Origin of the sequence: Coprococcus sp. HPP0074, from assembly GCF_964238105.1 — a bacterium.
Classification (GTDB): domain Bacteria; phylum Bacillota; class Clostridia; order Lachnospirales; family Lachnospiraceae; genus Faecalimonas; species Faecalimonas umbilicata.
Window position 1 is genome coordinate 289,607 of record NZ_CAXSKS010000001.1, and the last position, 21,052, is coordinate 310,658.

22 protein-coding genes are annotated in these 21,052 nt (G+C 43.2%); 1 reads left to right on the forward strand and 21 read right to left on the reverse strand.

The genetic code is table 11. From position 1 onward, the window contains the following. Nucleotides 1-25 precede the first annotated feature (25 nt). The 18 genes from ACESPO_RS01385 to ACESPO_RS01470 all read right to left on the reverse strand — a co-directional run bounded on the left by ACESPO_RS01385 (nucleotide 26) and on the right by ACESPO_RS01470 (nucleotide 18,615). Nucleotides 26-208: a DUF4250 domain-containing protein gene (locus tag ACESPO_RS01385; protein ID WP_009261792.1), complete on the reverse strand. Its 183-nt coding sequence runs from the start codon at nucleotides 206-208 to the stop codon at nucleotides 26-28. Between the two features lie 15 nt (nucleotides 209-223). Next, nucleotides 224-799, reverse strand: a complete 576-nt coding sequence (locus ACESPO_RS01390; RefSeq protein WP_270196570.1) for a 5-formyltetrahydrofolate cyclo-ligase — start codon at nucleotides 797-799, stop codon at nucleotides 224-226. Next, nucleotides 765-998: a DUF896 domain-containing protein gene (locus ACESPO_RS01395; RefSeq protein ID WP_008975758.1), complete on the reverse strand. Its 234-nt coding sequence runs from the start codon at nucleotides 996-998 to the stop codon at nucleotides 765-767. Before ACESPO_RS01395 ends, ACESPO_RS01390 begins: the two co-directional genes overlap by 35 nt. A 168-nt stretch (nucleotides 999-1,166) precedes the next feature. Further along, nucleotides 1,167-1,541 carry a hypothetical protein gene (locus ACESPO_RS01400; protein ID WP_016438966.1) on the reverse strand — a complete coding sequence of 125 codons (375 nt, stop codon included), beginning with the start codon at nucleotides 1,539-1,541 and terminating at the stop codon, nucleotides 1,167-1,169. A gap of 46 nt (nucleotides 1,542-1,587) precedes the next feature. After that, on the reverse strand, nucleotides 1,588-2,409 hold the full coding sequence (locus ACESPO_RS01405) for a pyridoxamine kinase (protein WP_336304957.1): 822 nt from the start codon (nucleotides 2,407-2,409) through the stop codon (nucleotides 1,588-1,590). Nucleotides 2,410-2,415: 6 nt separating this feature from the next. After that, a complete protein-coding gene (locus tag ACESPO_RS01410; RefSeq protein WP_336304956.1) occupies nucleotides 2,416-4,074 on the reverse strand; it encodes a putative polysaccharide biosynthesis protein in 1,659 nt (552 codons plus the stop codon). Nucleotides 4,075-4,089: 15 nt separating this feature from the next. Continuing rightward, the gene (ybeY, locus tag ACESPO_RS01415) at nucleotides 4,090-4,584 is read right to left on the reverse strand and encodes an rRNA maturation RNase YbeY (RefSeq protein ID WP_008975762.1); all 495 of its coding nucleotides are present in this window, start codon (nucleotides 4,582-4,584) and stop codon (nucleotides 4,090-4,092) included. Next, complete coding sequence (locus ACESPO_RS01420; RefSeq protein ID WP_008975763.1) at nucleotides 4,585-5,583, reverse strand: PhoH family protein; 999 nt, start codon at nucleotides 5,581-5,583, stop codon at nucleotides 4,585-4,587. It lies immediately after the preceding gene. Then, entirely contained in the window at nucleotides 5,584-6,816 is a 1,233-nt protein-coding gene (locus ACESPO_RS01425) for a sporulation protein YqfD (protein WP_499788357.1), read from the reverse strand. Between the two features lie 57 nt (nucleotides 6,817-6,873). Continuing rightward, nucleotides 6,874-7,167 (reverse strand): YabP/YqfC family sporulation protein, encoded by a 294-nt coding sequence (locus ACESPO_RS01430; protein ID WP_008975765.1) that lies wholly within the window; start codon nucleotides 7,165-7,167, stop codon nucleotides 6,874-6,876. A gap of 48 nt (nucleotides 7,168-7,215) precedes the next feature. Continuing rightward, complete coding sequence (gene glyA, locus ACESPO_RS01435; protein WP_336304953.1) at nucleotides 7,216-8,457, reverse strand: serine hydroxymethyltransferase; 1,242 nt, start codon at nucleotides 8,455-8,457, stop codon at nucleotides 7,216-7,218. Nucleotides 8,458-8,615: 158 nt separating this feature from the next. Next, nucleotides 8,616-9,332, reverse strand: a complete 717-nt coding sequence (locus ACESPO_RS01440; RefSeq protein WP_336304952.1) for an exonuclease domain-containing protein — start codon at nucleotides 9,330-9,332, stop codon at nucleotides 8,616-8,618. Continuing rightward, nucleotides 9,325-9,831 carry a GNAT family N-acetyltransferase gene (locus ACESPO_RS01445; protein WP_336304951.1) on the reverse strand — a complete coding sequence of 169 codons (507 nt, stop codon included), beginning with the start codon at nucleotides 9,829-9,831 and terminating at the stop codon, nucleotides 9,325-9,327. The genes ACESPO_RS01440 and ACESPO_RS01445 overlap by 8 nt, the downstream gene beginning before the upstream one ends. A gap of 56 nt (nucleotides 9,832-9,887) precedes the next feature. Beyond that, the gene (locus ACESPO_RS01450; protein ID WP_117576506.1) at nucleotides 9,888-10,550 is read right to left on the reverse strand and encodes a YkgJ family cysteine cluster protein; all 663 of its coding nucleotides are present in this window, start codon (nucleotides 10,548-10,550) and stop codon (nucleotides 9,888-9,890) included. 61 nt (nucleotides 10,551-10,611) lie between these two features. Then, nucleotides 10,612-12,720, reverse strand: a complete 2,109-nt coding sequence (locus ACESPO_RS01455; protein ID WP_336304950.1) for a HelD family protein — start codon at nucleotides 12,718-12,720, stop codon at nucleotides 10,612-10,614. Beyond that, nucleotides 12,721-13,518, reverse strand: coding sequence for a class I SAM-dependent methyltransferase (locus ACESPO_RS01460; protein ID WP_336304949.1), 798 nt, complete (start codon nucleotides 13,516-13,518; stop codon nucleotides 12,721-12,723). It abuts the gene before it with no gap. Between the two features lie 301 nt (nucleotides 13,519-13,819). After that, complete coding sequence (locus ACESPO_RS01465; protein WP_336304948.1) at nucleotides 13,820-16,525, reverse strand: coiled-coil domain-containing protein; 2,706 nt, start codon at nucleotides 16,523-16,525, stop codon at nucleotides 13,820-13,822. Between the two features lie 2 nt (nucleotides 16,526-16,527). Beyond that, nucleotides 16,528-18,615: an efflux RND transporter permease subunit gene (locus tag ACESPO_RS01470; protein WP_117576502.1), complete on the reverse strand. Its 2,088-nt coding sequence runs from the start codon at nucleotides 18,613-18,615 to the stop codon at nucleotides 16,528-16,530. Nucleotides 18,616-18,775: 160 nt separating this feature from the next. Between ACESPO_RS01470 and ACESPO_RS01475 the strand changes: the two genes are divergently transcribed. Beyond that, nucleotides 18,776-19,411, forward strand: a complete 636-nt coding sequence (locus ACESPO_RS01475) for a TetR/AcrR family transcriptional regulator (RefSeq protein WP_016438973.1) — start codon at nucleotides 18,776-18,778, stop codon at nucleotides 19,409-19,411. 69 nt (nucleotides 19,412-19,480) lie between these two features. Here ACESPO_RS01475 and rsfS read toward each other — a convergent pair whose 3' ends face one another. From rsfS to nadD, 3 genes are read right to left on the reverse strand one after another with little or no spacing between them, the layout of a single operon-like run. Continuing rightward, the gene (gene rsfS, locus ACESPO_RS01480; protein WP_008975776.1) at nucleotides 19,481-19,831 is read right to left on the reverse strand and encodes a ribosome silencing factor; all 351 of its coding nucleotides are present in this window, start codon (nucleotides 19,829-19,831) and stop codon (nucleotides 19,481-19,483) included. 2 nt (nucleotides 19,832-19,833) lie between these two features. Then, on the reverse strand, nucleotides 19,834-20,433 hold the full coding sequence (gene yqeK / locus ACESPO_RS01485; protein ID WP_008975777.1) for a bis(5'-nucleosyl)-tetraphosphatase (symmetrical) YqeK: 600 nt from the start codon (nucleotides 20,431-20,433) through the stop codon (nucleotides 19,834-19,836). Beyond that, entirely contained in the window at nucleotides 20,430-21,041 is a 612-nt protein-coding gene (gene nadD, locus ACESPO_RS01490; RefSeq protein ID WP_117576501.1) for a nicotinate (nicotinamide) nucleotide adenylyltransferase, read from the reverse strand. Before nadD ends, yqeK begins: the two co-directional genes overlap by 4 nt. Nucleotides 21,042-21,052 lie beyond the last annotated feature (11 nt).

The following is a 21,052-nucleotide window of genomic DNA, read 5'->3' on the forward strand; positions in this document are numbered from 1 at the left end:
TAAAATTGCCAACATCGTTTTGTTTCTATATAAACTGATTCTGTCCGGCATCGTATAGATAATCGATTGCCTTTAAGGTTTCTGTCAATTTTTCCTTCTCCACAGAAAGATCTTCACAGAGTGCATCTAGATTCTTGTATTCATCTCGTAATTTTGTATTGACCACACTCAATAATAATATCGGGTCTTTGGGAAGTCCTGTAAGCATACCTCCACCTCTTTTCTATCTTTGATAAATCTCTCTTTCTGTGACCAGTACCTCTGGACACAGATCATGACTTTCAAATGGTAACTCTCCTAAGATACACTGACATTCATATGCAACTGCCATTGTATGAAATGGTGCGTCACCGGCAAGATACCGGTCATAAAACCCACCGCCATATCCAATCCGGTGCAGCCTGCGGTCAAATACTATTCCCGGAATGATCATCAAGGCCTTTTCGCTGTGCTCCTTTCGCACGGGATTTTCAGGCAATGGCTCCTCAATCCCATAGGCACCTTCCTCCAGGCGCTCCGGCTCTCTTACTTCATAAAATGTCATCTCTCTTCCTTCCACACGCGGAAGCGCAAGCCGTTTTCCATCTGCAAGAATCTGATCCATCAGTTCTCTTGTCCGGACTTCTCCGTCATGACTTGCATAGCAGAAAACAGTATCTGCCTCTATGTACCATGGATGTGCAGTTACTTTCTGAAAGATTTCTCTGCTCTTTTCTTTTGCCTCCTCCACAGGGAGTGTCCGCCTCACTGCAAGGATCTGTCTTCTAATGTCCTTTTTTGTTCGCGGCTTTTTTTCCATATTTCTCTCCAAGATTCGTAATGCTTCCATCTGGTTCTTTGATGGAAATGTTATCAAGCTGTCCCCGTAAGTTTCGCTTGAAAGCCTCAATATATTCTGCGCGAAGAATCTTCTGCTCTTTTAGTTCAGCTTCTGTCAATCCTTCTGCCTTAGATTTTCGATATAATTCATTGATTCTCTGAATCTTCTCTTCTAACATCTCTTTACCTCACTGTTCTTTCTCATTTGCCTGAAACGGCATGCCACAAAACTGAGAAGTTCGCCAAGATTTTGCCGCATGCCATTCTATATCATACACCATATCTGATACAAAGTCCAGCCGGAAGGGGCTGTTTTTGCTGTTTTCCTACTGTTTTTCTACTGTAATCTAACTGGAATAATTTTCCAAAAAACCATAAAGTTCTTTTGTAGTTTCGATATATTTCCCCTGTCGGATCTCCTCTAGGAGTTTTTCGGGAAGACTCTCTGTTCGGATCCCAGTACTCTCATAGAATGTCTCTCCGTCCGCGAGATAAACTACAAGGTATCCATTCTTTTCTCTCAGGAAATATCCATTCTCTTTTTTTGCCGTTCCATCTGCACTGATGCTTTTTTCTTTCTGTCTCTGCGCTTCTGCCAACTGTGCCTCCAGCCGTTCCACTTCCTCATAAGCCTTTCGGTAACGAATTTGATAGACGGCAGTCAGCAAAAGGAGCGCACAACAGGCAAAACAAAAAAAGCCGATACTGTATCTCTTCTTCATTTCCATGCCACTCCTTTTTTATACAGTATCCGCTCTTTCTTCTATTTTATACAAGCATGTACAGATTCTTCTCGATCATCAGCCCTTCTCTTTCTTCATATTCCATTTTCAGGCTCTCCTCCATGCAGGCATAGACGAAGCGGTGTGCTTCGATCATACTCTCTTTGAGAGAATAGCCTTTTAAAATACTGGCGATCAGAACTCCATCAAATGCATCCCCGGTTCCGTGAAATTCTGCCGAAAGCTGTGTGGTCTCCAACATTGTTATCATTCCTTGCTCAAAAAGGAGGATGGACTTCTCACTTCTGCCATCCGGGACACTGGTGATGATTAGTTGTTTCGCCCCCAGATTGTGCAGTGTTTCACAGATTTTTTTCAAATCCTTTCGGGACAGTTCTTTCGCATATGGATATCCCGCAAGCAGACAACTCTCTGTCAGATTAGGAAGCAACAGGTCTGCACAGGGGATTAACTTCTTTAATGCTTCCCCATAGCTGGTATCAAAATTGCTGTAATATTTTCCATGATCTCCCATGATCGGATCAAAAACGACCATCGCCTCCGGAAAACAAGAAACGAAATATAATACCGACTCTGCCAGTTCCTCATTTCCGAGATAACCGATGAAGATCATATCGAACTTCACATTCTGTTCGCAGTAATGATCAGCGCAACCTTTGATATATTCCGGAGAGATGCGGGCAACCGCAGGTTTTCCATATCCTCCTGTGTGGGTGGATAATAACATCGTCGGAATCGGACATGCCTCAATTCCCATCACACTTAATACTGGAAGCATATTTGTCATCGCAGCTTTTCCTACTCCGCACAGATCATGGAGCAGTGCAACTTTTTTTACTGGTTTCACTCTTCTCTACCCTTTCATCAAATGTAATTTTCGAAAAATCTTGACAAGCATATCTCCTTTTGGCATCGCATACAATTCTTCTTCTGTAAGTCCTCCGATCAGAATGAGTGCCACTGCGTAAATCCCGACTGCCGCCACAAGCGCAAACAGGATTGGGAAAACTCTTCCACCGATCAAAACATCAAACAATTTGAATACCAGATAAGATACCACTCCCATCAAAAATGCTGCCATTGTAGGAAGCAGAAATGTTCGCTTCACTTCTTGATGGTATCCGACTGCCGTCTGGATCGAATGTGCATTCAAAATACACATGCAGAGTGAAAAAACAATATTTCCGACAACAATCGAATAGATATTCCATTTCAACATCACAAGCATCACAAAGACTGACACTAGATGGATTCCAAGAGAAATCAGAGCGTTTCGAATCGGCACTGTCATCTTATCAAGGCCCTGCAAGATGGAATTCTGTACCGTGGACAGACAGTAAAGCACAACGGTAATTGATCCGAGGCTTAACATCGCCGCAGGAGTTTTTCTCTGATCTCCATAGAGCAGATTCATAAGCGGCGATGACAACATCAGAAATCCGACAAAGCTTGGAATTGCGATCAACATCGTGAAGCGGATGGAATGATGGATCTTCCCATAAATCTGTTTTCGATCGCCGACTGCGATCGCGCCAGCGAGACTTGGGATTGCAGACACACCGAGTGCACTTGCCATAGCAAGCGGAACATTGATCAGCGTATTATATTTTCCGGTATAAATTCCGAGAAGTGCCATGTAATCTTTCACGGCATGTCCCTGCGCCGCCATAATCTTACTAAACATTACCTGATCTAAAATCTGGTTGATGTTATAAACCGATGTACTGATAATAACCGGAGCAATCGTAAATAATAGTACCTTATAGATATTTCCATAGCTTTCCACAGAGGTACCGTGATCTCTTTTTAACTGCCGTTTCATCACTCCCTTGTAAGCATACAACACAAACAGAACAAACAGGAGGCTTACAAATGCCCCGGCGACTGCACCGAGCGTTCCTCCTGCCGCACCATAGGAAGGTTCTAACAGTGGACTGTTCTTGCTTTTTGCTGCTTCTGCCCCTACCTTCAGCAGATAGCTTGCTCCTAAAATACTCACGATCGCATTGACGATCTGCTCGATCACCTGAGAAATCGCTGTCGGAATCATAGAACCGAGTCCCTGGAAATATCCTCGTACGACTCCCATAACTGCCACGATAAAAAGTCCTGGCGCCAATACTCTAAGTGCATAGGCACTTGGCGCTGATGCCATTACCTTATCTGCAAAGAAATCTGCTCCAAAAAAAACGACCAGTGCAGCAAGGAGCCCTACACCGATTGCAAATAGAATAGATCCTTTAAAAATCGCCATCGCATTTTTATATTCCTTTTTTGCCACACGTGCAGACACAAGCTTTGAGACTGCAAGCGGCAGACTGAAGGAGGAAAGGATCAGCGCAATTGCATAGACCTCAAACGCATAGCCATAAAACCCCATTCCTTCATCCCCAAGAATATTTGTCAGAGGAATCTTGTAGGCTGCTCCAATGATCTTTGCAATGACGGCTGCTGCTGCAAGGATCGCACCCTGCAGTAGAAAACCGCTGTTTTTATTAATTTGTTTCGTCATATTATCCCTCTTTTGTTATCTTAATATATTGAGCCGCTCAAGGATCTCCCTCTGCTTTTGCTCCATCACAGCACGTTCATCCTCTTCCATGTGGTCATAACCAAACAGATGCAGCATACTGTGTGCCACAAGAAAGGCAAATTCCCTCTCTTCCGTATGTCCATACTCTTCAGCCTGTGCAGTTACCTTCTCCTTGGAAATCACAATGTCCCCAAGCATCAGTTCTCCTGATTCTGGATGAAAATAAGAGTCATCTTCCTCAAGGAACTCAAAATCTCCTGGAGTTCCATAGTCAACCATCGGGAAGGATAACACATCCGTCGCACGGTCGATTTCCCGAAATTGCCGATTCATTTCACGAATTTCTTCATTCATTGTCAGAAGCAAGTTCACTTCTGTTTCATAGGGACACTGCTCGTAGTCCACTGCCTCGGCGATAACTTTTTCAGCCAGCTTTCTGCAGTCAAACGGGAGCTGATACGCTCCCTCTTCCTCAAAATAAACGGTCATTTATTTCTTTCTCCTTCGTTCTTTTCCTATATTTTTCGCGCTGCTTTTCTTCTCATATTCTTCGTATGCCTTGACGATTTTTTGAACAAGCGGGTGTCTGACAACATCTTTGCTCGTCAATCTGCAGATACTGATATCCTCCAGATTTTTTACAACATTGACTGCCACGTCAAGCCCGGAGGTTGTTCCCGCCGGGAGATCCTTCTGTGTAGAATCTCCGGTGATCACTACTTTTGATCCAAACCCAATCCTTGTCAGAAACATCTTCATCTGCGCTGGCGTTGTATTCTGCGCCTCATCAAGAATAATAAATGCATTATCTAATGTACGTCCTCGCATGTAGGCGAGCGGAGCCACTTCAATCAACCCTTTTTCCGAATTTTTCAAAAAGCTCTCCGCCCCCATGATCTGATACAGTGCATCGTAGAGCGGTCTTAAATAGGGATCGATCTTGCTCTGCAGATCTCCCGGCAAAAATCCAAGTTTTTCTCCTGCCTCTATGGCAGGTCTCGTCAAGATGATCCTGCCCACCTCATTGTTCTTAAATGCAGTGATCGCCATTGCCATCGCAAGGTATGTCTTTCCAGTTCCTGCAGGTCCAAGTCCGAATACGATCATCTGATCACGAATTGCATCTACATATTTTTTCTGTCCGAGTGTCTTCGGTTTGATTGGTTTTCCCTGAAGTGTATGACAGATGATATCCTTATCAATCTCCACAATCCCCGCTTCCTGATCCTCCAATACGAGCGACAGCGCATAATCTACATTCTGCTCTGTGATTGTATTCCCTCTCTCTGAGAGAGCTGTCAGCTGCGTCAATGTCCTCTTTGCCTGACTTACACGCGCTGCATCTCCAAGAATCTTTACCTTTCCATCTCTTGCGATCAATGTCACATGAAGTGTCCGCTCGATCTTCTTTGCAAATGCATCAAACTGTCCGAAGACATTCTGCTCATGTTCCACTGGTATTTCTATGATTTCTTCCAGAATACTCATTTACTGTTCCCCTTCTGTTTTTTGTTCTACTTCTATAATTTCGGTTTCTCTCTGTTCCCCCGCCGGTTCGATCAGGGTCAATGTTCCCTTTGCGGTGGCGAGATTTTGACCTATGTGTATTTTAACATTATTTTCAAGAATTTGAACCCCCTTTTTCTCTAATTCCCCACAGAATCTGTGAAAAATTTCACTGAGCATCGTCTGGACCTCTTCTTTTCCATATAGTTTCTTCTGCAGACGATACTCTCGTTCCCACTCCATTCCATGAGAAACCGGAAGTACAAAATGTTCTCCTAATGTCCACCGATACTCCTCTGTCAGCCGCTCTGCGTGTTGATACTGATTTTTTGTCGTCCCTACAGAAACCTTTATATCGTTCCATTTGAGATAGTATTTCCGACGTTCCTTCTCTGTATAGATCTTTTTCTCGTAAGCGCGCTCCATCTTCTCTTCATATGGACAGACCGTCTGTACAAAAATATCTGCATCCGCAGTCTGATATTGATAACCAATCACTTCTTTACTGTCATTTAATACTTCCACTCTCCCCGAAACAAGGAGATCTCCCTTTTTCACCTCATCCCCGGCATGGACAAGCGGTACCCCTTTGCGCGTGATAATCTCAGTTACAACCCCGTCTTTGTCCGCAACAATATCAGAAGGCTTCTCCATCTCTGTGGCAGGCATTGTAATCGTATCACTGTTTTCCTTCACCTGAATCATCAGTCTTGTTCCTTTCACGTACGCAGATACCCAGATAATGTCGTCAAACTGCTGCCGGATATCCTTTACGATCTGCTCACAGTCCACATCTTTTCGAAGCATCCCGTGTACCGTATTTTTTTCTTCCAGAAAAGCAAGAATCGTCTCATCTGTTCTCGTCTGATTGCCATCTATATGGATATTCCAGATAAAAAGAGAAAGAAGATAAACAATCATCACACACCCGGCCGCCCCGCAGAAAAACATTTTTCGTTTTCGGTATTTATGGAAAAAGAACGGCAGTCCAAACCGTTCCTCAATGGTAACTTTTGTCTTTGTCTTTTTTAAAACTGGCTTTAACTTCCGAAATCCACGAATGCTGATATACATTTCATAATCTCTCCCGTGCGGGGACAGCCCCCACAGAAGAATCCCCCGGTTTCGGCATAAGTTTAAAAACCGTTCAGGGGAAGTGCTGGTTACACAAATCCGAAGGTAACCTTTCAAATAACGCATGAGTAAAACAAACATAGGATCCTCCTGGAACTATTTTCCGATTGCTTCAGAAACCAATGTGAAACATCCCGATCACACGTATTCCATAGCCGTAATTCTCCCGGTGATCTTCATCTCATCGTTCATATAATATTCAATTTGCAGATGTTTCCCGGTAAAGCGGATCTGCCCACACTTTGTCTGCACGCGCACAAGCGAATCGGTATATTCTAAAATCCCTCTGTAATTTTCCACGCATGCTTCGGATCTCCCAGTTACATGCACAACCGGAAGTCCCAGTGCCAGATCTTTCGGAAGATTTGCCGCTTCCGCCATTTTATGTTTAAATGTCCCTTTTTCATACTCTCGACTCATAGGAAATGCCATACACATACTTTTTATCTTAAGTATATGTATGGCACAGCAAATTATTCGTTATTCATAGATTGGATAACGGCTGCAGATCTCATTGACAGCCGCACGGATCTCATCCGCCTTCGTATCAAACTCTGTCACTGCCAGTTTGATCAGATGGCTAATGGTCTTCATATCCTCTTCCTTAAGTCCCCTTGTGGTAACTGCAGGTGTACCAATTCGGATACCGCTTGTCACAAATGGACTGGCCGGATCATTTGGAACTGCATTTTTATTGACAGTAATATATACATTGTCCAGTCGATTCTGAAGTTCTTTTCCTGTAATGTGCATATTTTGCAGATCTACAAGCACCAGATGATTGTCTGTACCGTTGCTCACAAGATGAAATCCCTCTTCCATCAATGCAGTGGACAATGCTTTTGCATTTTTTACCACCTGTTCCTGATATGTCCGAAACTCCGGCTTTAATGCCTCCCCGAAGCAGACAGCCTTCGCTGCGATCACATGCATCAGAGGACCTCCCTGTGTTCCCGGGAAAATTGCTTTATCAATCTGTTTTGCATACTCCTTTTTACAGAGGATCATACCGCCACGCGGTCCTCGCAATGTTTTATGCGTCGTCGTCGATACCACATCTGCGTAGAGTACCGGATTCTGATGAAGTCCTGCCGCAACAAGCCCTGCGATATGTGCCATATCCACGAAAAGATAAGCTCCGACTTCCTTTGCAATCTCTGCAAACAGATCAAACCGGATTTCCCTCGGATATGCTGAAGCGCCTGCGACGATCATCTTCGGTTGATGTTCCAGGGCAAGGCGCCTGATTTCTTCGTAATCCAGCACTCCATCGGCATTGACATTATACGGAATAAAATGATACAGACGTCCCGAAATGTTGACCGGAGATCCATGAGTCAGGTGCCCACCGTGTGCAAGGTTCATTCCCATTACCGTATCTCCCGGCTCCAAAAACGCCTGATACACAGCAAGATTTGCGCTTGCACCGGAATGCGGCTGCACACATGCATGTTCTGCACCAAACAGCTTCTTTGCCCGCTCAATTGCCAGATCTTCCAATGCGTCAACTTCCTCGCAGCCACCATAATATCGTTTCTCCGGATACCCTTCTGCATACTTGTTTGTCGGAACCGTTCCCATTGCCAGCATCACTGCCGGGGATACAATATTTTCAGACGCGATCAGTTCCAGATTCCGCTGCTGTCTGTGATACTCTGCATACAAAGCTTTTCCCACTGCTTCATCACAAGATGAAATGTAATCCATGATTTCACGAACCATATGTTTTCCTCCTTTTCTACACGTACTTCCCATCTAAAGGGAATATTGTAGATTTTTGTCAGAAAAATAACAGTTTTTTTGATTATTTTTCTGCAATGATCATCTGCCTTCATTGTATAAAATCATGTCCGAAAAATCAATATCCAATACAGGTTTTCTTATTCGCGATCCATCCGCCCGCTTTTTGCGATCACTCGGTCAATAAATCTGGATGCCTCACTTCTTGTCATAGCTTCCAGATCCTCCGGGACCGTAATCCGATGCCAGCCGCACAACTTTTCCAAATACCGTTTTTGCTTCTCTGTCGCCGGCTGTTCTTTTCTCGGTTGATAGAAAAGTGGTTCCGGCACAAATAAATTTGGTTCCTTTTCCTCAAAATAATGCCCCAGGCAGTGATATAGTTTTGCTGTTGCAAGGGCGTCGTGATATGCCCGGTGTGCCGCGTCATTTTTGATCTGATAGTGTGCACACAATGCCTCGAGACTCCTTGATTCCAGATCCTTATGCACTTTTCTGGCAATCTTTAACGTATCTATCCCTCTTCGCTCAAAAGAATGCTGATACTTACAAGCATATCGTTTCATAAACTTATAATCAAACAGAATATTGTGTCCGAGCAGCACTTCTTCCCCACAAAAACCCATAAAATCATCAATGACCTCTTTTGTATTTCTCGCATGTGCCACCATTTCATTGGTGATCCCGGTAATTTGTGTGATCATCGGAGAAATCTCTTCTGCCGGCTTCAAAAACTCCATGAAACGATCCGTCACTTTTCCATCTGTCACTTTCACAGCGCCAATCTCGATAATACTGTCTCTCTCTTCGCTGAGTCCGGTCGTCTCAAGGTCAAACGCTACATAGGTTTTAATCAATCGCTTCACCTCTTTCTAGGAGCATATCATACCAGATAGCTCCCCCGTGGACAGACTGTGACTTTCCAAGATTTCGGTATCCAAACCGTTCGTAATACGGAATCAGCCGTTCCTTGCAAGTAAGGATCATTCCTTTCTTTTCCCGCTTCCATGCATCTGCAATCAGATGTTCCATAAGATCTGCTGCAATCCCTCTTCGCTGGTACTGTGGGAGTACATCCAGTCCAAACACAGACTGATACGCCCCTTCTGGACTGTGATATGTCACATCTGCAAACATTTCATCACAGATGGTAGTCCGGTCTGTCACACAACCATTGATGAAACCAATCACCTCCCCATGCGGCATCTCTGCCACAAAGAAACAGTCTCCAAACGTCTCCAGGCGCTTCTGGATCGCCTCTTTGGAAGCTGCCTCACTCACCGGAAAACAGCATGCCTCCACGTCGGCAAGTGCAGCAAGATCTGACTGCTTTGCCTTTCTAATCTGATATTCCATTTCCTTCGTATCTCCTTCCTATCATCGTTCCGTAAAGTTCTCTGTCAAAAAAACTGCTATCGGAAAACCTTCTTTGCTCTCGCAAGCCTTTCTGCAAACTGCTCATAAAATGTACGCTCTTTCTCATACGGTGTCAGAAAAAATTCCTGCAAAAGGTAGAGATTGCTCTCACGGCTTGTCTTTTCATCTCCCAGTTTTAAAAGTCTGTCCTGCATTTCCAATATAAAATCATGCCATGCGTTGATAAACTGTTCATTCTTTTTCAATTCCGGGGTATCGATCCACTTCTTTACTTTCACTTTCGTCTTTGGTTCCTTCGGACATTCGTGTATTTGCAGAAAATACTGAAAACGATGATTCTCATAATATCTTCCAAGCGGGAACAGACGACAAATGCCCGGACGATGCGGATGAATGGAACATCTCCCCTCTGCATTGAGAAAAGCACATGCTTCCTCCGCTCCGGTCATTTTTAAGTTTGGCAAGATTACACCATCTACTACATTGAGCTCTGCATACTTTTGCAGTAATTGCTCAAAAGTCATCTCTAGCTGCGTTGTCAGCCGAAAAATATCAAGCGGATCCAGCACAATCGATGTTCCCATCCCCCGGCAGCAGGCAGAACAGCCCTGGCAATCCCCGCATCCTGCTTTCACCAAGTCATTTTCTGTATAAAGCCTGCCGTCCGATATTTCTTTCAGATCTATTTCTCTTCTCATGTTTCTCTCCCGTTCTTCTTACAGATTGTTCGCTATAGGAAGCCCCTTCCCGACATCTGTCTTATTTTTCTTCCAAGTAATACAGATAAAGTTCATGCAGCGCCCTTGTCGCACAGATATAGTCTGCCTGCCGTTCAAAAGCACTTTCTGTCTGTTCACGCAATACAAATACTTGATCGAACTCCAATCCCTTTGCAAGATAGAAAGTTGTGACCGTCACTCCCTTTTCAAAATGGCTGCTGTCCCGATCAATATAATGAATATCTTCCCGCTGCTCTTTCAGATATTCGTAGACCATCCTCGCCTCCGCTTCCGTCCGCAGAAGAATCGCCGCCGTCTCGAAAGCATCCTCTGTGTGCTCCGTTCTGTCCGCTGCTGTTTCAGAAAAAGCTTCTTTGATCTGCACTCCATCCTTTCTTAAGTGCAGATGTCCCTCGATGTCCCGGAGCGCTCCAACGATGCCCGAAACCGTTTTTTCCTCCACCGCCTTCCCGTGGCGCTCAAGAAATTCCAATCCGGTCACATTTGTAATCTGTTCTGCATAACGTGCAATTTCAATCGTATTTCGGTAGCTCTTATTCATAATGATCGTACGGATTTCTTTTCCAAAAATCTTCGGAAGAAATGTAAGAACATCCTGGATCTTGCCGTCCATCGTCTGAGCCCGGTCTCCCAAAATCGTCATCCTGCAGGAGAACAATGTCTCTAAAATAGCATACTGGAGATAAGAGTAATCCTGCATTTCATCGATGACCAGATGCTTGATCTGCTTATGCTTTGCCTTGCCACTTAACCGGTATTTCAAATACAGCATCGGAAATACATCTTCATAGGAGAGCATACGGCTCTCATAAGGTACATCCGGCAACTGCTCCCATCCGTTTTCTTCTAAGAACCAGTTATAGATCCGGTACACATCCCTCGTCACATACATCTGGTCAAATTTCTCTCGCACGGCTGCCAGCTCTTCTTCACTTAAATCTCGGTCATACAGTGTTTCAAACTCATCTACCACATAATCCATAACTGCATACATCCGCTCCAAAAGCGGAATTTCCTGAAATTTAAAGTAGAATAGCTCGATCAGTTCTTCCTCTGTTTTTTTCATCTGGCGCCACTCGAACTCTTTTAGTTCTACAAGATCTTCCTCCAGTCCTGCAAGGAATCCTTCCACTGCTCCGATATATGCCTGAGACTGCTTCAGCTCATAGCGCGCCTGTGCCTCTTTGCTCATCCCTTCCATCTGCCGTTCTATCTGATGATAGCGATCCTCACAATCTGGAACGATTCCTTTTAATTCCTGATAAGCAAACAGATCAAAACTCATCTCACGGATATTTTCTTCCCCAAGTTCCGGCAAAATATGAGAAATATAGTCTGAAAACACACCGCTTGGCGACAGTACAAGAATATTGGATGATTTTAAGTGTTCTCTGTCATGATACAGCAGATAGGCAATCCGATGCAATGCCACCGAAGTTTTTCCGCTTCCTGCTGCTCCCTGAATAACTAAAATCTTATCTTTTGTATTGCGGATAATATCATTTTGCTCCTTCTGGATCGTACGGACAATGTTTTTCAACTGTACGTCCCCATTCTGCCCAAGTTCCTTCTTTAAAATGTCATCATCGATTTTTACATCGCTCTCAAATCCATAGATCATCTTTCCACCCTGGATCTTGTACTGCCATTTTGCCTCAATAGTTCCTTCCATCGTCCCGCCTGGCGCTTCATAAGAAGCAGGACCTTTATCATAGTCATAGAACAGTCCGCTCACCGGGGCTCTCCAGTCATAGATCAGCGGAATCGCTCCTGTGCGCTCCGCAAAATTTCCAATGCCGATATAAAAAATCTCCGCTTCCTCATCCCCGTCATACAGAAAATCCACTCTGCCAAAAAATGGGGCATCTGCCATCTTCTGAAAGCGCTGATATAAAAGCTGTGATTCGTTGTTTGCATTGATCTGATGCAGCAGTGCCTGTTGATTGTCAAAATCTTCATACCCATACTGGTCCATCTCTGTGTAATTCTCCCAGTAATATGCATGCATGTTTTCAATTTCCTGCTGTCCCGCAAGAAGTGTCTCTGCAAGCTTTGTAAGTCTGTCACGCAGCTTGTCTGACACTTCCGCTAAAAATAATTTTCCGTCTTTCTTTACATCTGCCTTCATCTATTTTATTAAATTCCCTTCTTCCCCCATCTGCAAAATATCAAGTGTATGTGCGCTCGCACCAAGCAATTCCGGGCGCTCACACGTCTTTAAATGATATTCAATAAACGTCTGGTAAGTCTCGTCGTCCATCGCATTTAAAATCTGCCGCATATAATTTGCCGGACCATCTGCCGCAATAATCTCAATCCGTTTCATGCCTGCCCCTGCATTGATTGCAGCAATGTCCTCCAGACGTACATAATCATATAGATCCTCCGGCTCTGCCTGTACATGAAACTCTTCGCTGACCTTCCCGGAGGCAATGCTTTCCCGGATATGTCCTTCTTTAAACCCATAGGTCAGAATGCTGTATTCATTCATACAATAAGAGACAAGTACCACCCCGTCCGGTTTCACTACGCGCTTTGCCTCCGCAAGCGCTTTGATCTTATCCTCCATCGTATACAGATGATACATTGGCCCAAATACAAGGACCATATCAAAAGAATTGGAAGCAAACCGTGACAGATTCAATGCAGTCCCCTGATAAGCCTTTACACTGCTTCCCTTTGATTTTAAAATTCCAAGATTGTATTTGACAAGCTCTACTGCCGTCACATCATACCCTTCCTCTGCAAGCTGCACCGAATACCTTCCGGTCCCGGCACCCACATCCAGAATCCTTGCTCCTTCTTTTCCTTCCAGATATTTATGGATATATTTCATCGAGGTAATATATTCTACCTTTCCGTGTCTTCTCGTCAGGCGTTTTTCTTCACAAAATTTATTATAATACTTTTCTAATTCCGTTGACATTTCATTTTCCCTTCTGTTTCCAGACAGCCCCGTCCGAACTGTCTTTCTTTATTATGTCCTGTGAACAGTATCTCTATTGTAACAACGTAAAAAGCAAATTTCAACATTCCATTTATTTTATATTATTTTTTTCATATCCAATATTTAAGAGAAAAATATACAATACTGTCCGTTTCACAAGAGAACTTCTTAGAAACTGCGGAATGCCTCGATAGAATCCCAGCACGCAAAAAGAAAAGGAACTCCACTTTATTTTATAAAGTTTTGTCCCTTTTCTTTGCCCTAACAGAACCTGCTTGCTTTATTCAATTGCATCTGTCTCAATAATAAATTTCACATTTCCATCCATATTATCTGCTTTTCCACTATAAGTGTCATAAGAGCAGTCTTCGGATGTCAGTACATCCACTTTATCGAGGATCTTCTCCAATGCATCTTCCACTGTTTTCTGCAGTTTCTTAATTCCTTCTTCATTGAATTTTTCTGCACCATCTTTTAACTGAGAAGCTCCATCAGAAAGTTGTGCAATTCCGTTCTTGACTTCTCCGCTTGCAGAAGCAAGTGTGTTACCACCATCGGAAAGCTGACCAGCTCCTTGTACAAGTGTGCTTACTCCATCTCTCAGTGCCTGACTATTTCCTGCCAGAAGTGCACCTCCGGAAGAAAGCTGTGTTCCAAGCTGATGCAAACCGCCGCTCAACTCTGTTGTGCCACCCGCCAATGTCTGTACTCCTTCTACGAGTACCGGTGTATTTTGCTGAAGTTTCGCTGCACCTTGAAGTAGTGCATCATTGGCTGCGCCAAGTTGTGCAAATCCTGCATTGAGCTGATCGATGCCCTGAGAAGCTTCAGGCACAGTCACTTCCATTCCATCATTTAATTTCTTCATATTCGCAGCATACCCTCCGATTGCTGCGTTGAGTCCATGCATTCCTGTATTCAGTTCAGACACACTGGCTTTTAACGGATCTGCCATTCCTGACGGAATCTGTTTTTTCAAATTTGTGATGTCTTCCATCTTTTTCTGCATTTCTGCCAACTGTGGAGTCAGTCCGTTTACCGTTCCCTCTATTTCACCGAAAGAATTCTGCATACTTTCTAACAATGCTTTGATCTGTGTCGTGTCAACAGATCCAACTTTTACCGACACATCCGGCACTGTAACCGGAGCAATTTCGGAAACTCCCGCATCTACAGAAATTCCAGAAACTGCCACAAGTGCACTCTGCAGAGAAGCTGCCAGTTCTGCATTTCCATTTGCTTCAGCTTCTGCGATCTGAGCGCTAATCTGAGCTTTTGCCGCTTCCACCTGCTCATTGGCTGCCGCCGCTGCCTGATTTGTCGCCTGGATCTGGCCATTTCGCTCTGCAATCTGTGCATTTACTTCACTGACAGCAGCTTCTTTTGCCTGTGAAACGGCAGCCTCACTATCTGCGCTGATCGTCTCCAATTGAGTGGTAACAGCACTTAAAATCTTCATCAATTCCTGGCCGTTTTTCATCATTTCCTGCACTGGAACTGCAATCTGCTTCTGCATCACCTCAGAAAGTCCTTCTGTCTGTGTGATCAATTCTTTTCCTGTGGCTGTCATCGTATCTACATTGGAAAGCAGGTTATTCATACCGCTTACTGCATCATTTAATTTTTTTGTTCCTTCTGCAAGTTTTTGAGAAGCCACCTGGATATCCTTGTCTCCGGTTCCATCAATCGCCGCATAAAGCTGTCCGACTGCATCTTTTGTCTGTGACAGACCATCTTTTAATGCAGTCAGCTGATCTGCTCCTGCTGCAAGTTGCTTCTCACCACCAATGTAGGAAGTGATTCCGGCAGAGAGCTGAGAAGCGCCCGTTGTATAATCTTCTACCCCTTTTACAACCTTATTCACGCCATTTACATATTCTGTAACTTTTATATTCAGCTCCCCATTTTCTCCGAGGTATTGCTGGATTCCCGCATTTAACTGATCTGCTCCCGCTGTGTAACTGTCTACACCACTCTTTAATTCTCCAGCGCCGCTTTGAAGTGTATGGATTCCATCTTTCAGTGTCTGCACACCTTGGTCAAACTCTGCATAGCTGGATCCAAGTGTCTGTGTACCTTCCGATAACTGGGCAGAACCGTCCACCAGCTGAAGTGCCGCATCTTCCAAGTCATTTAAAGAATTTTTCAGCGTATCGAAATCTGTCACGTTTTTCCAGTCAACATCGTCAAGAAGATCTGACAATGCAATTGTAAACGTCGATCCCATTGTAAAGTTTGTTACATCAGCCGTGATTTCTACACTTTCCGGCAATTGGATATCCTCAGATACTTCCTTAAAATCTTCACTGTTTAAACCAAGGCTCTCTTTTAATCCAGGCATTGCAATTCCCATAACCATGCTTTTCTGTCCATCAGAGATTACTTTTCCGTTATCGATCATAACATTGGAAAACGTCTCATCCGGCAGAATCAGCCCTGTCACCATCACAAACGGACTGTACACTTCCTGCTTCTTTCCATCAATGTTCACGGTCTTTTTTGCATTATTTGTATAGTCAATTTTTATCTTTAAATGCCCGCTCTGTCCCTTCAACTCTTCCGGTGTTATTTCTTTGCCGTCAAGATAGTAAGTCATTTTCATGGATACCGGCAACTGTTTATCTGTAGTTCCCTGATAATAAATATCTACTCCGTTTGTCTGCCATGTAATTGCATCTCCATTTTCTTCAAATGTCTCTTCTCCCTTGACATTTTTGACATTTTCAAGTTCTGTCTCATCTTTTAAGTTTTTTTCTGCTCCGGCATTTTTTAACCAGTTGGAAACTGTGATTTCCTGTTCTGTTCCCTGTGCATCTGCATTCACATACACGGTCTCATCTTTTGAGACTTTCTTATCTGCTGGCTCCGCTGCAAAAACTGGAGTTGTTCCCATCAATCCTGCCATGCCGACCGCAAGTCCTGCTGTCATTTTCTTTTTCAGATCCATTTTCCGGTTTGTATTACTTCTTACTTTATTTCTATTCATATCTAATTACTCCTTTCGGCAGTTTTTTTGCCAAGAAATCCTGCGGATGTTTTACAAATTACTTTATCAAAGATCATAAACATCGCCGGCAAGATCAAAATAACTACAAACATGCTGATCAATGCACCTCTCGCAAGCAGTGTACAGATGGAGCCGATCATATCTACCTTTGAATAAAGCGCCACACCGAAGGTCGCGGCAAAGAAGCTGAATCCACTGCTAATAATAGAAAGCATGCTTGCTCTGTGTGCGATTGAAATCGCTGTCTTCTTATCTTTTCCTTTTCCACGTTCTTTCTGATAACGGCTCGTCATCAAGATCGCATAGTCCACAGTTGCTCCAAGCTGAATAGTACCGATGACAATACTTGCCACAAACGGAAGGCTCGTTCCCTGGTAATATGGAATTGCCATATTGACAAAGATTGCGAACTCAATAACCGCCACAAGGATGACCGGAAGGGAGATCGACTTAAACACGATCATAATAATGATAAAGATTGCAAGGATTGAAATGGCATTGACTGTTTTCAGATCGACATCGGTCGTATCCTGAAGGTCCTTCATCAGAGGAGCCTCTCCGATGACCATTGCATGTTTGGAATAAGATTTTACAATTTTGTCAATTGCTGAAATCTGTTTGTTGACCTCATCTGTTGCAGATTCATATTCCGAACAAATAAATGCCAATTCATAATTGTCACTCTGAAGCATCTTCTTCATATCATCCGGGATCATGGATTCCGGAATGGTCGGTCCGAACAATGTGTTCATTCCAAGGCTCCATTTGACTCCATCGACTTCGTCAATCTCTTCCAACATCTTTCTTTTATCCTTTGCATCCATATCCTTCTGCATCAGGATCATGTGCATATTGCTCATCTTGAAGTCGTCTACCAGTTTCTTGTTTGCCACGTTTGCCGGAAGTGTATCCGGGAGTGACTGTGCAATATTGTAGTAAATTTTCGTATGATTATTTCCGTAAATTGCCGGGAACAGCAACACTGCAAACAGAATGAGCCACAGACGGTAGTGTTTTGTAATAAACGCAGATGGCTTATCAATACTTTTAATCAATGGTCTATGTTTTGTCTTTTCAATCGCTCTATCGAAGATCAATATCAAAGATGGTAATAACGTTACACAGCATAAAACACCGATCACTACACCTTTTGCCATAACAATACCTAAGTCTTTGCCAAGTGCAAATGTCATAAAGCAAAGTGCCATAAATCCTGCAACTGTTGTGACGGAACTTCCCACAACGGACTTAAATGTATTTGCGATCGCATGCCCCATCGCACGTTCTTTTTCTCCTGGAAATCTTAATTTATTTTCCTCATAGCTGTTCAGCAGGAAAATCGAATAATCCATCGTCACTCCAAGCTGTAGTACTGCTGTTAATGCTTCTGTAATATAAGAAATCTCTCCGAGAAAAATATTACTTCCCAAGTTATATAAAACTGCTGCACCAATACTGATCAAGAAAAATATTGGTACGAGAAATGATGTTCCCGTCAATTCCAACACAAAGAAGGAAAGCAGCGTTGCAATCACAACATAGATCGGAAGTTCTTGTAATGAGATATTTTTAATATCTGTGACAATCCCTGTCATACCACTGATAAAGCATTGCTTATCTGCAATTTTTCTCATGTTTGTAACAGCTTCCATAGCTTCATCTGAAGAAGTTGTATTATCAAACAATGCAAGCATCATTGTCGCATCTCCGTTAAAAAATGCTTTCCGTAAATCTTTCGGAATCATTTCTACCGGAAGGCTGATATCTGCCACATCGTCATACCACATCACATCTTTCACATGATCAACTTCGCTGAATTTTTCTTCCAGTTTTTGTACATCTTTTAATTCCATCCCTTCGACGACAACCATGGAAAATGCACCCATACCATATTCGTCTACAAGGATGTCCTGCCCTTTTACTGTTTCCAGATCACCCGGAAGGTAACTGAGCAGGTCATAATTAATCTTTGTCTCTGCTTTCCCGATTGCCGCAGGAATAAGCAGTAAGATACTTACTAATAAAATAAATATCCTGTGTTTGGCGATCCACTTACCAACTTTGACCACTCTAATCATCTCCTGACTTTTTCTTTTTTCTTTACAGCTTTATTATATTCAAAAATGACTAATAGTCAATACTAAAAATGAAATTTGGTCATTTTTATAGCTTGACTTTCTTTTTGGAATCGTAAATAATACATATGAGCAAAAAATTGGAGGGATTCGAGTGGGAAAATTAGAAACAAATAAAAAGGTGAAAAAAAATGCACTCCTTCAGAATGCATTTGAATTATTTACAGACAAAGGCTTCGCAAAGACAACGATCTCTGACATCGTCAGTCGGGCAGGTCTTGCGAAAGGTACTTTCTATTTATATTTTAAAGACAAATATGACTTGCGTGATAAACTGATTGTCTATAAGGCAGGACAACTTTTCTGCGATGCTTACAAAGCTCTTGTCAGTCAACCGATAAATGGATTCGAGCAGGAACTCCTCTTTGTGGCAGACTATATCATCGAGCGTCTGAAGAAGGATCATTCGCTTCTTCAGTTTCTCGCAAAAAATCTATCCTGGGGAATTTTTCGCACTGCTTTTTCAAGCAATGTCCCAAAAGAGTCTGAAGAATTTTACGATTACTATCTGAGAATGCTGAAGAAAAATCATATTGGCTGCAAAGATCCTGAGTTGATGCTGTTTACCATCATTGAACTGATCAATGCAACCTGCTACAACTGTATCCTATTTGAGGAACCGGTGACCATCGATGAATATCTGCCATATCTGCACCTGTCGATCATCCAGATTTTCCGTGCATTTACAAGCGAAGAGCCTATCACCGCTTCCAAGAACTTACAACAATAACAAAACAAAAAACAGATGTCCCAAAAGCTTTATCTCTGCTTTTCAGACATCTGTTTTTCCATCCGCTTCTTATAAAGAATCGATTTCCACGGTTCTTCCATCGCTCCAGATTCTCTCTAAATCATAGAACAGACGGTTTTCTCTGTCAAATACATGCACGATCAAGTCGCCGAAATCTAACAGTACCCAATTTCCGAGTCCCTGTCCTTCTCTTTGTTTTACTTCGTATCCACCTTTGTGCAGATATTCTTCCACGTTGTCGACCAGCGCTTTTACTTGATTTTCACTGGAACCATTTGCAATGATGAAATAATCTGCAAGTACAGATACTTGTGAGATATCGATGATACGGATATCTTCTCCCTTTTTATCGCTCAGCGCCTCGTAAGCAAGACGCACCATTTCTTTTGAGTGATCCATTTTTATGCCTCCTCTGTCCGTTTTTCAAATAAGTCTTTGTAATATAGATAAGTCTTCTCTGTGATCGGATCGATCACCTTATCCCGTGTCCGCAAATAGGCGAGAGAATTTTCCAAGATTGTAAACAATGCCTGATCAATATTTTGAAAAGACATCCTTCGGATCTCGTCCAGTTTTGGAATCTCTTTCCTTCCCGGTTCTATAAAATCTGCAATATAAATAATTTTCTCAAGAAGTGTCATTCCCGGCCGCCCGGTCGTATGAGATGTGATTGCCTGCGCAATCGTCTCATCACCGACATGATATTTGTGTACTGCCATATAAGCGCCAAGCTTTGCATGCAGCAATTCTGGATTTTTCTTTTCAGACTCTGTGACCTCGATCTGGTATTTTTCGCACAGCTTTATTTTCTTACTGTTTGGAATCCCTTTGGCACAGTCATGAAGCACCCCTGCGGTCATCGCCTTCTCAATATCTTCCCCGTAGCACATCGCCAGTGAAGCGGCTGTGTACATCACTCCAAGCGTATGCTCATATCTGTCACTGTCGAGATGTAGTTTTACTTCTTTTTTAATTGCATGAATGTTTGCATTTTCTTTCACTTTCCCTTTTCCTCCGTAAGATACAGTCTGTGCTCATGAATATACTCTTTGACTCCAGGCGGAACAAGACTGCTGATATCCATTCCATACTGGACCATCTGACGGATATCACTTGAGGAAACATCCATCATCGGTGTGAGAAGCAGTTCTATCCCTGCCTGATACTTTTTCTTCAGATAATCAATCTGCTCCTGTACCTGTGACTGATCTTTCTCATCACGGCATGCCGCCAGAATCGTACAGTCAGACAGAAGGCTTTGCGGACATTTCCATGACTCAATGGAAAAAAGCGAATCCGCACCTATGATAAAATAAAATTCGTGTTCCGGGTAAAGTTCATTTAAGTTCCGTATCGTATCATAAGAATACGATACGGTTCCCTTCTCTGCCTCGTACAGATTCAATTCAAAACGGTCATGCCCTTCCAGAGCCAGTTTCACCATCTCAATCCGATGCCGGATTGAGATCTCCCCGGATTTGTGTGGTGGATTTCCATTTGGCAGGAACCACACTTTCTGAAGGCGGAACTGTCTGGCTGCGTACTCTCCGAGCATTAGATGACCATTGTGGATCGGATCAAATGTCCCACCCATGATTCCGATTTTCATTGTTCTCATTC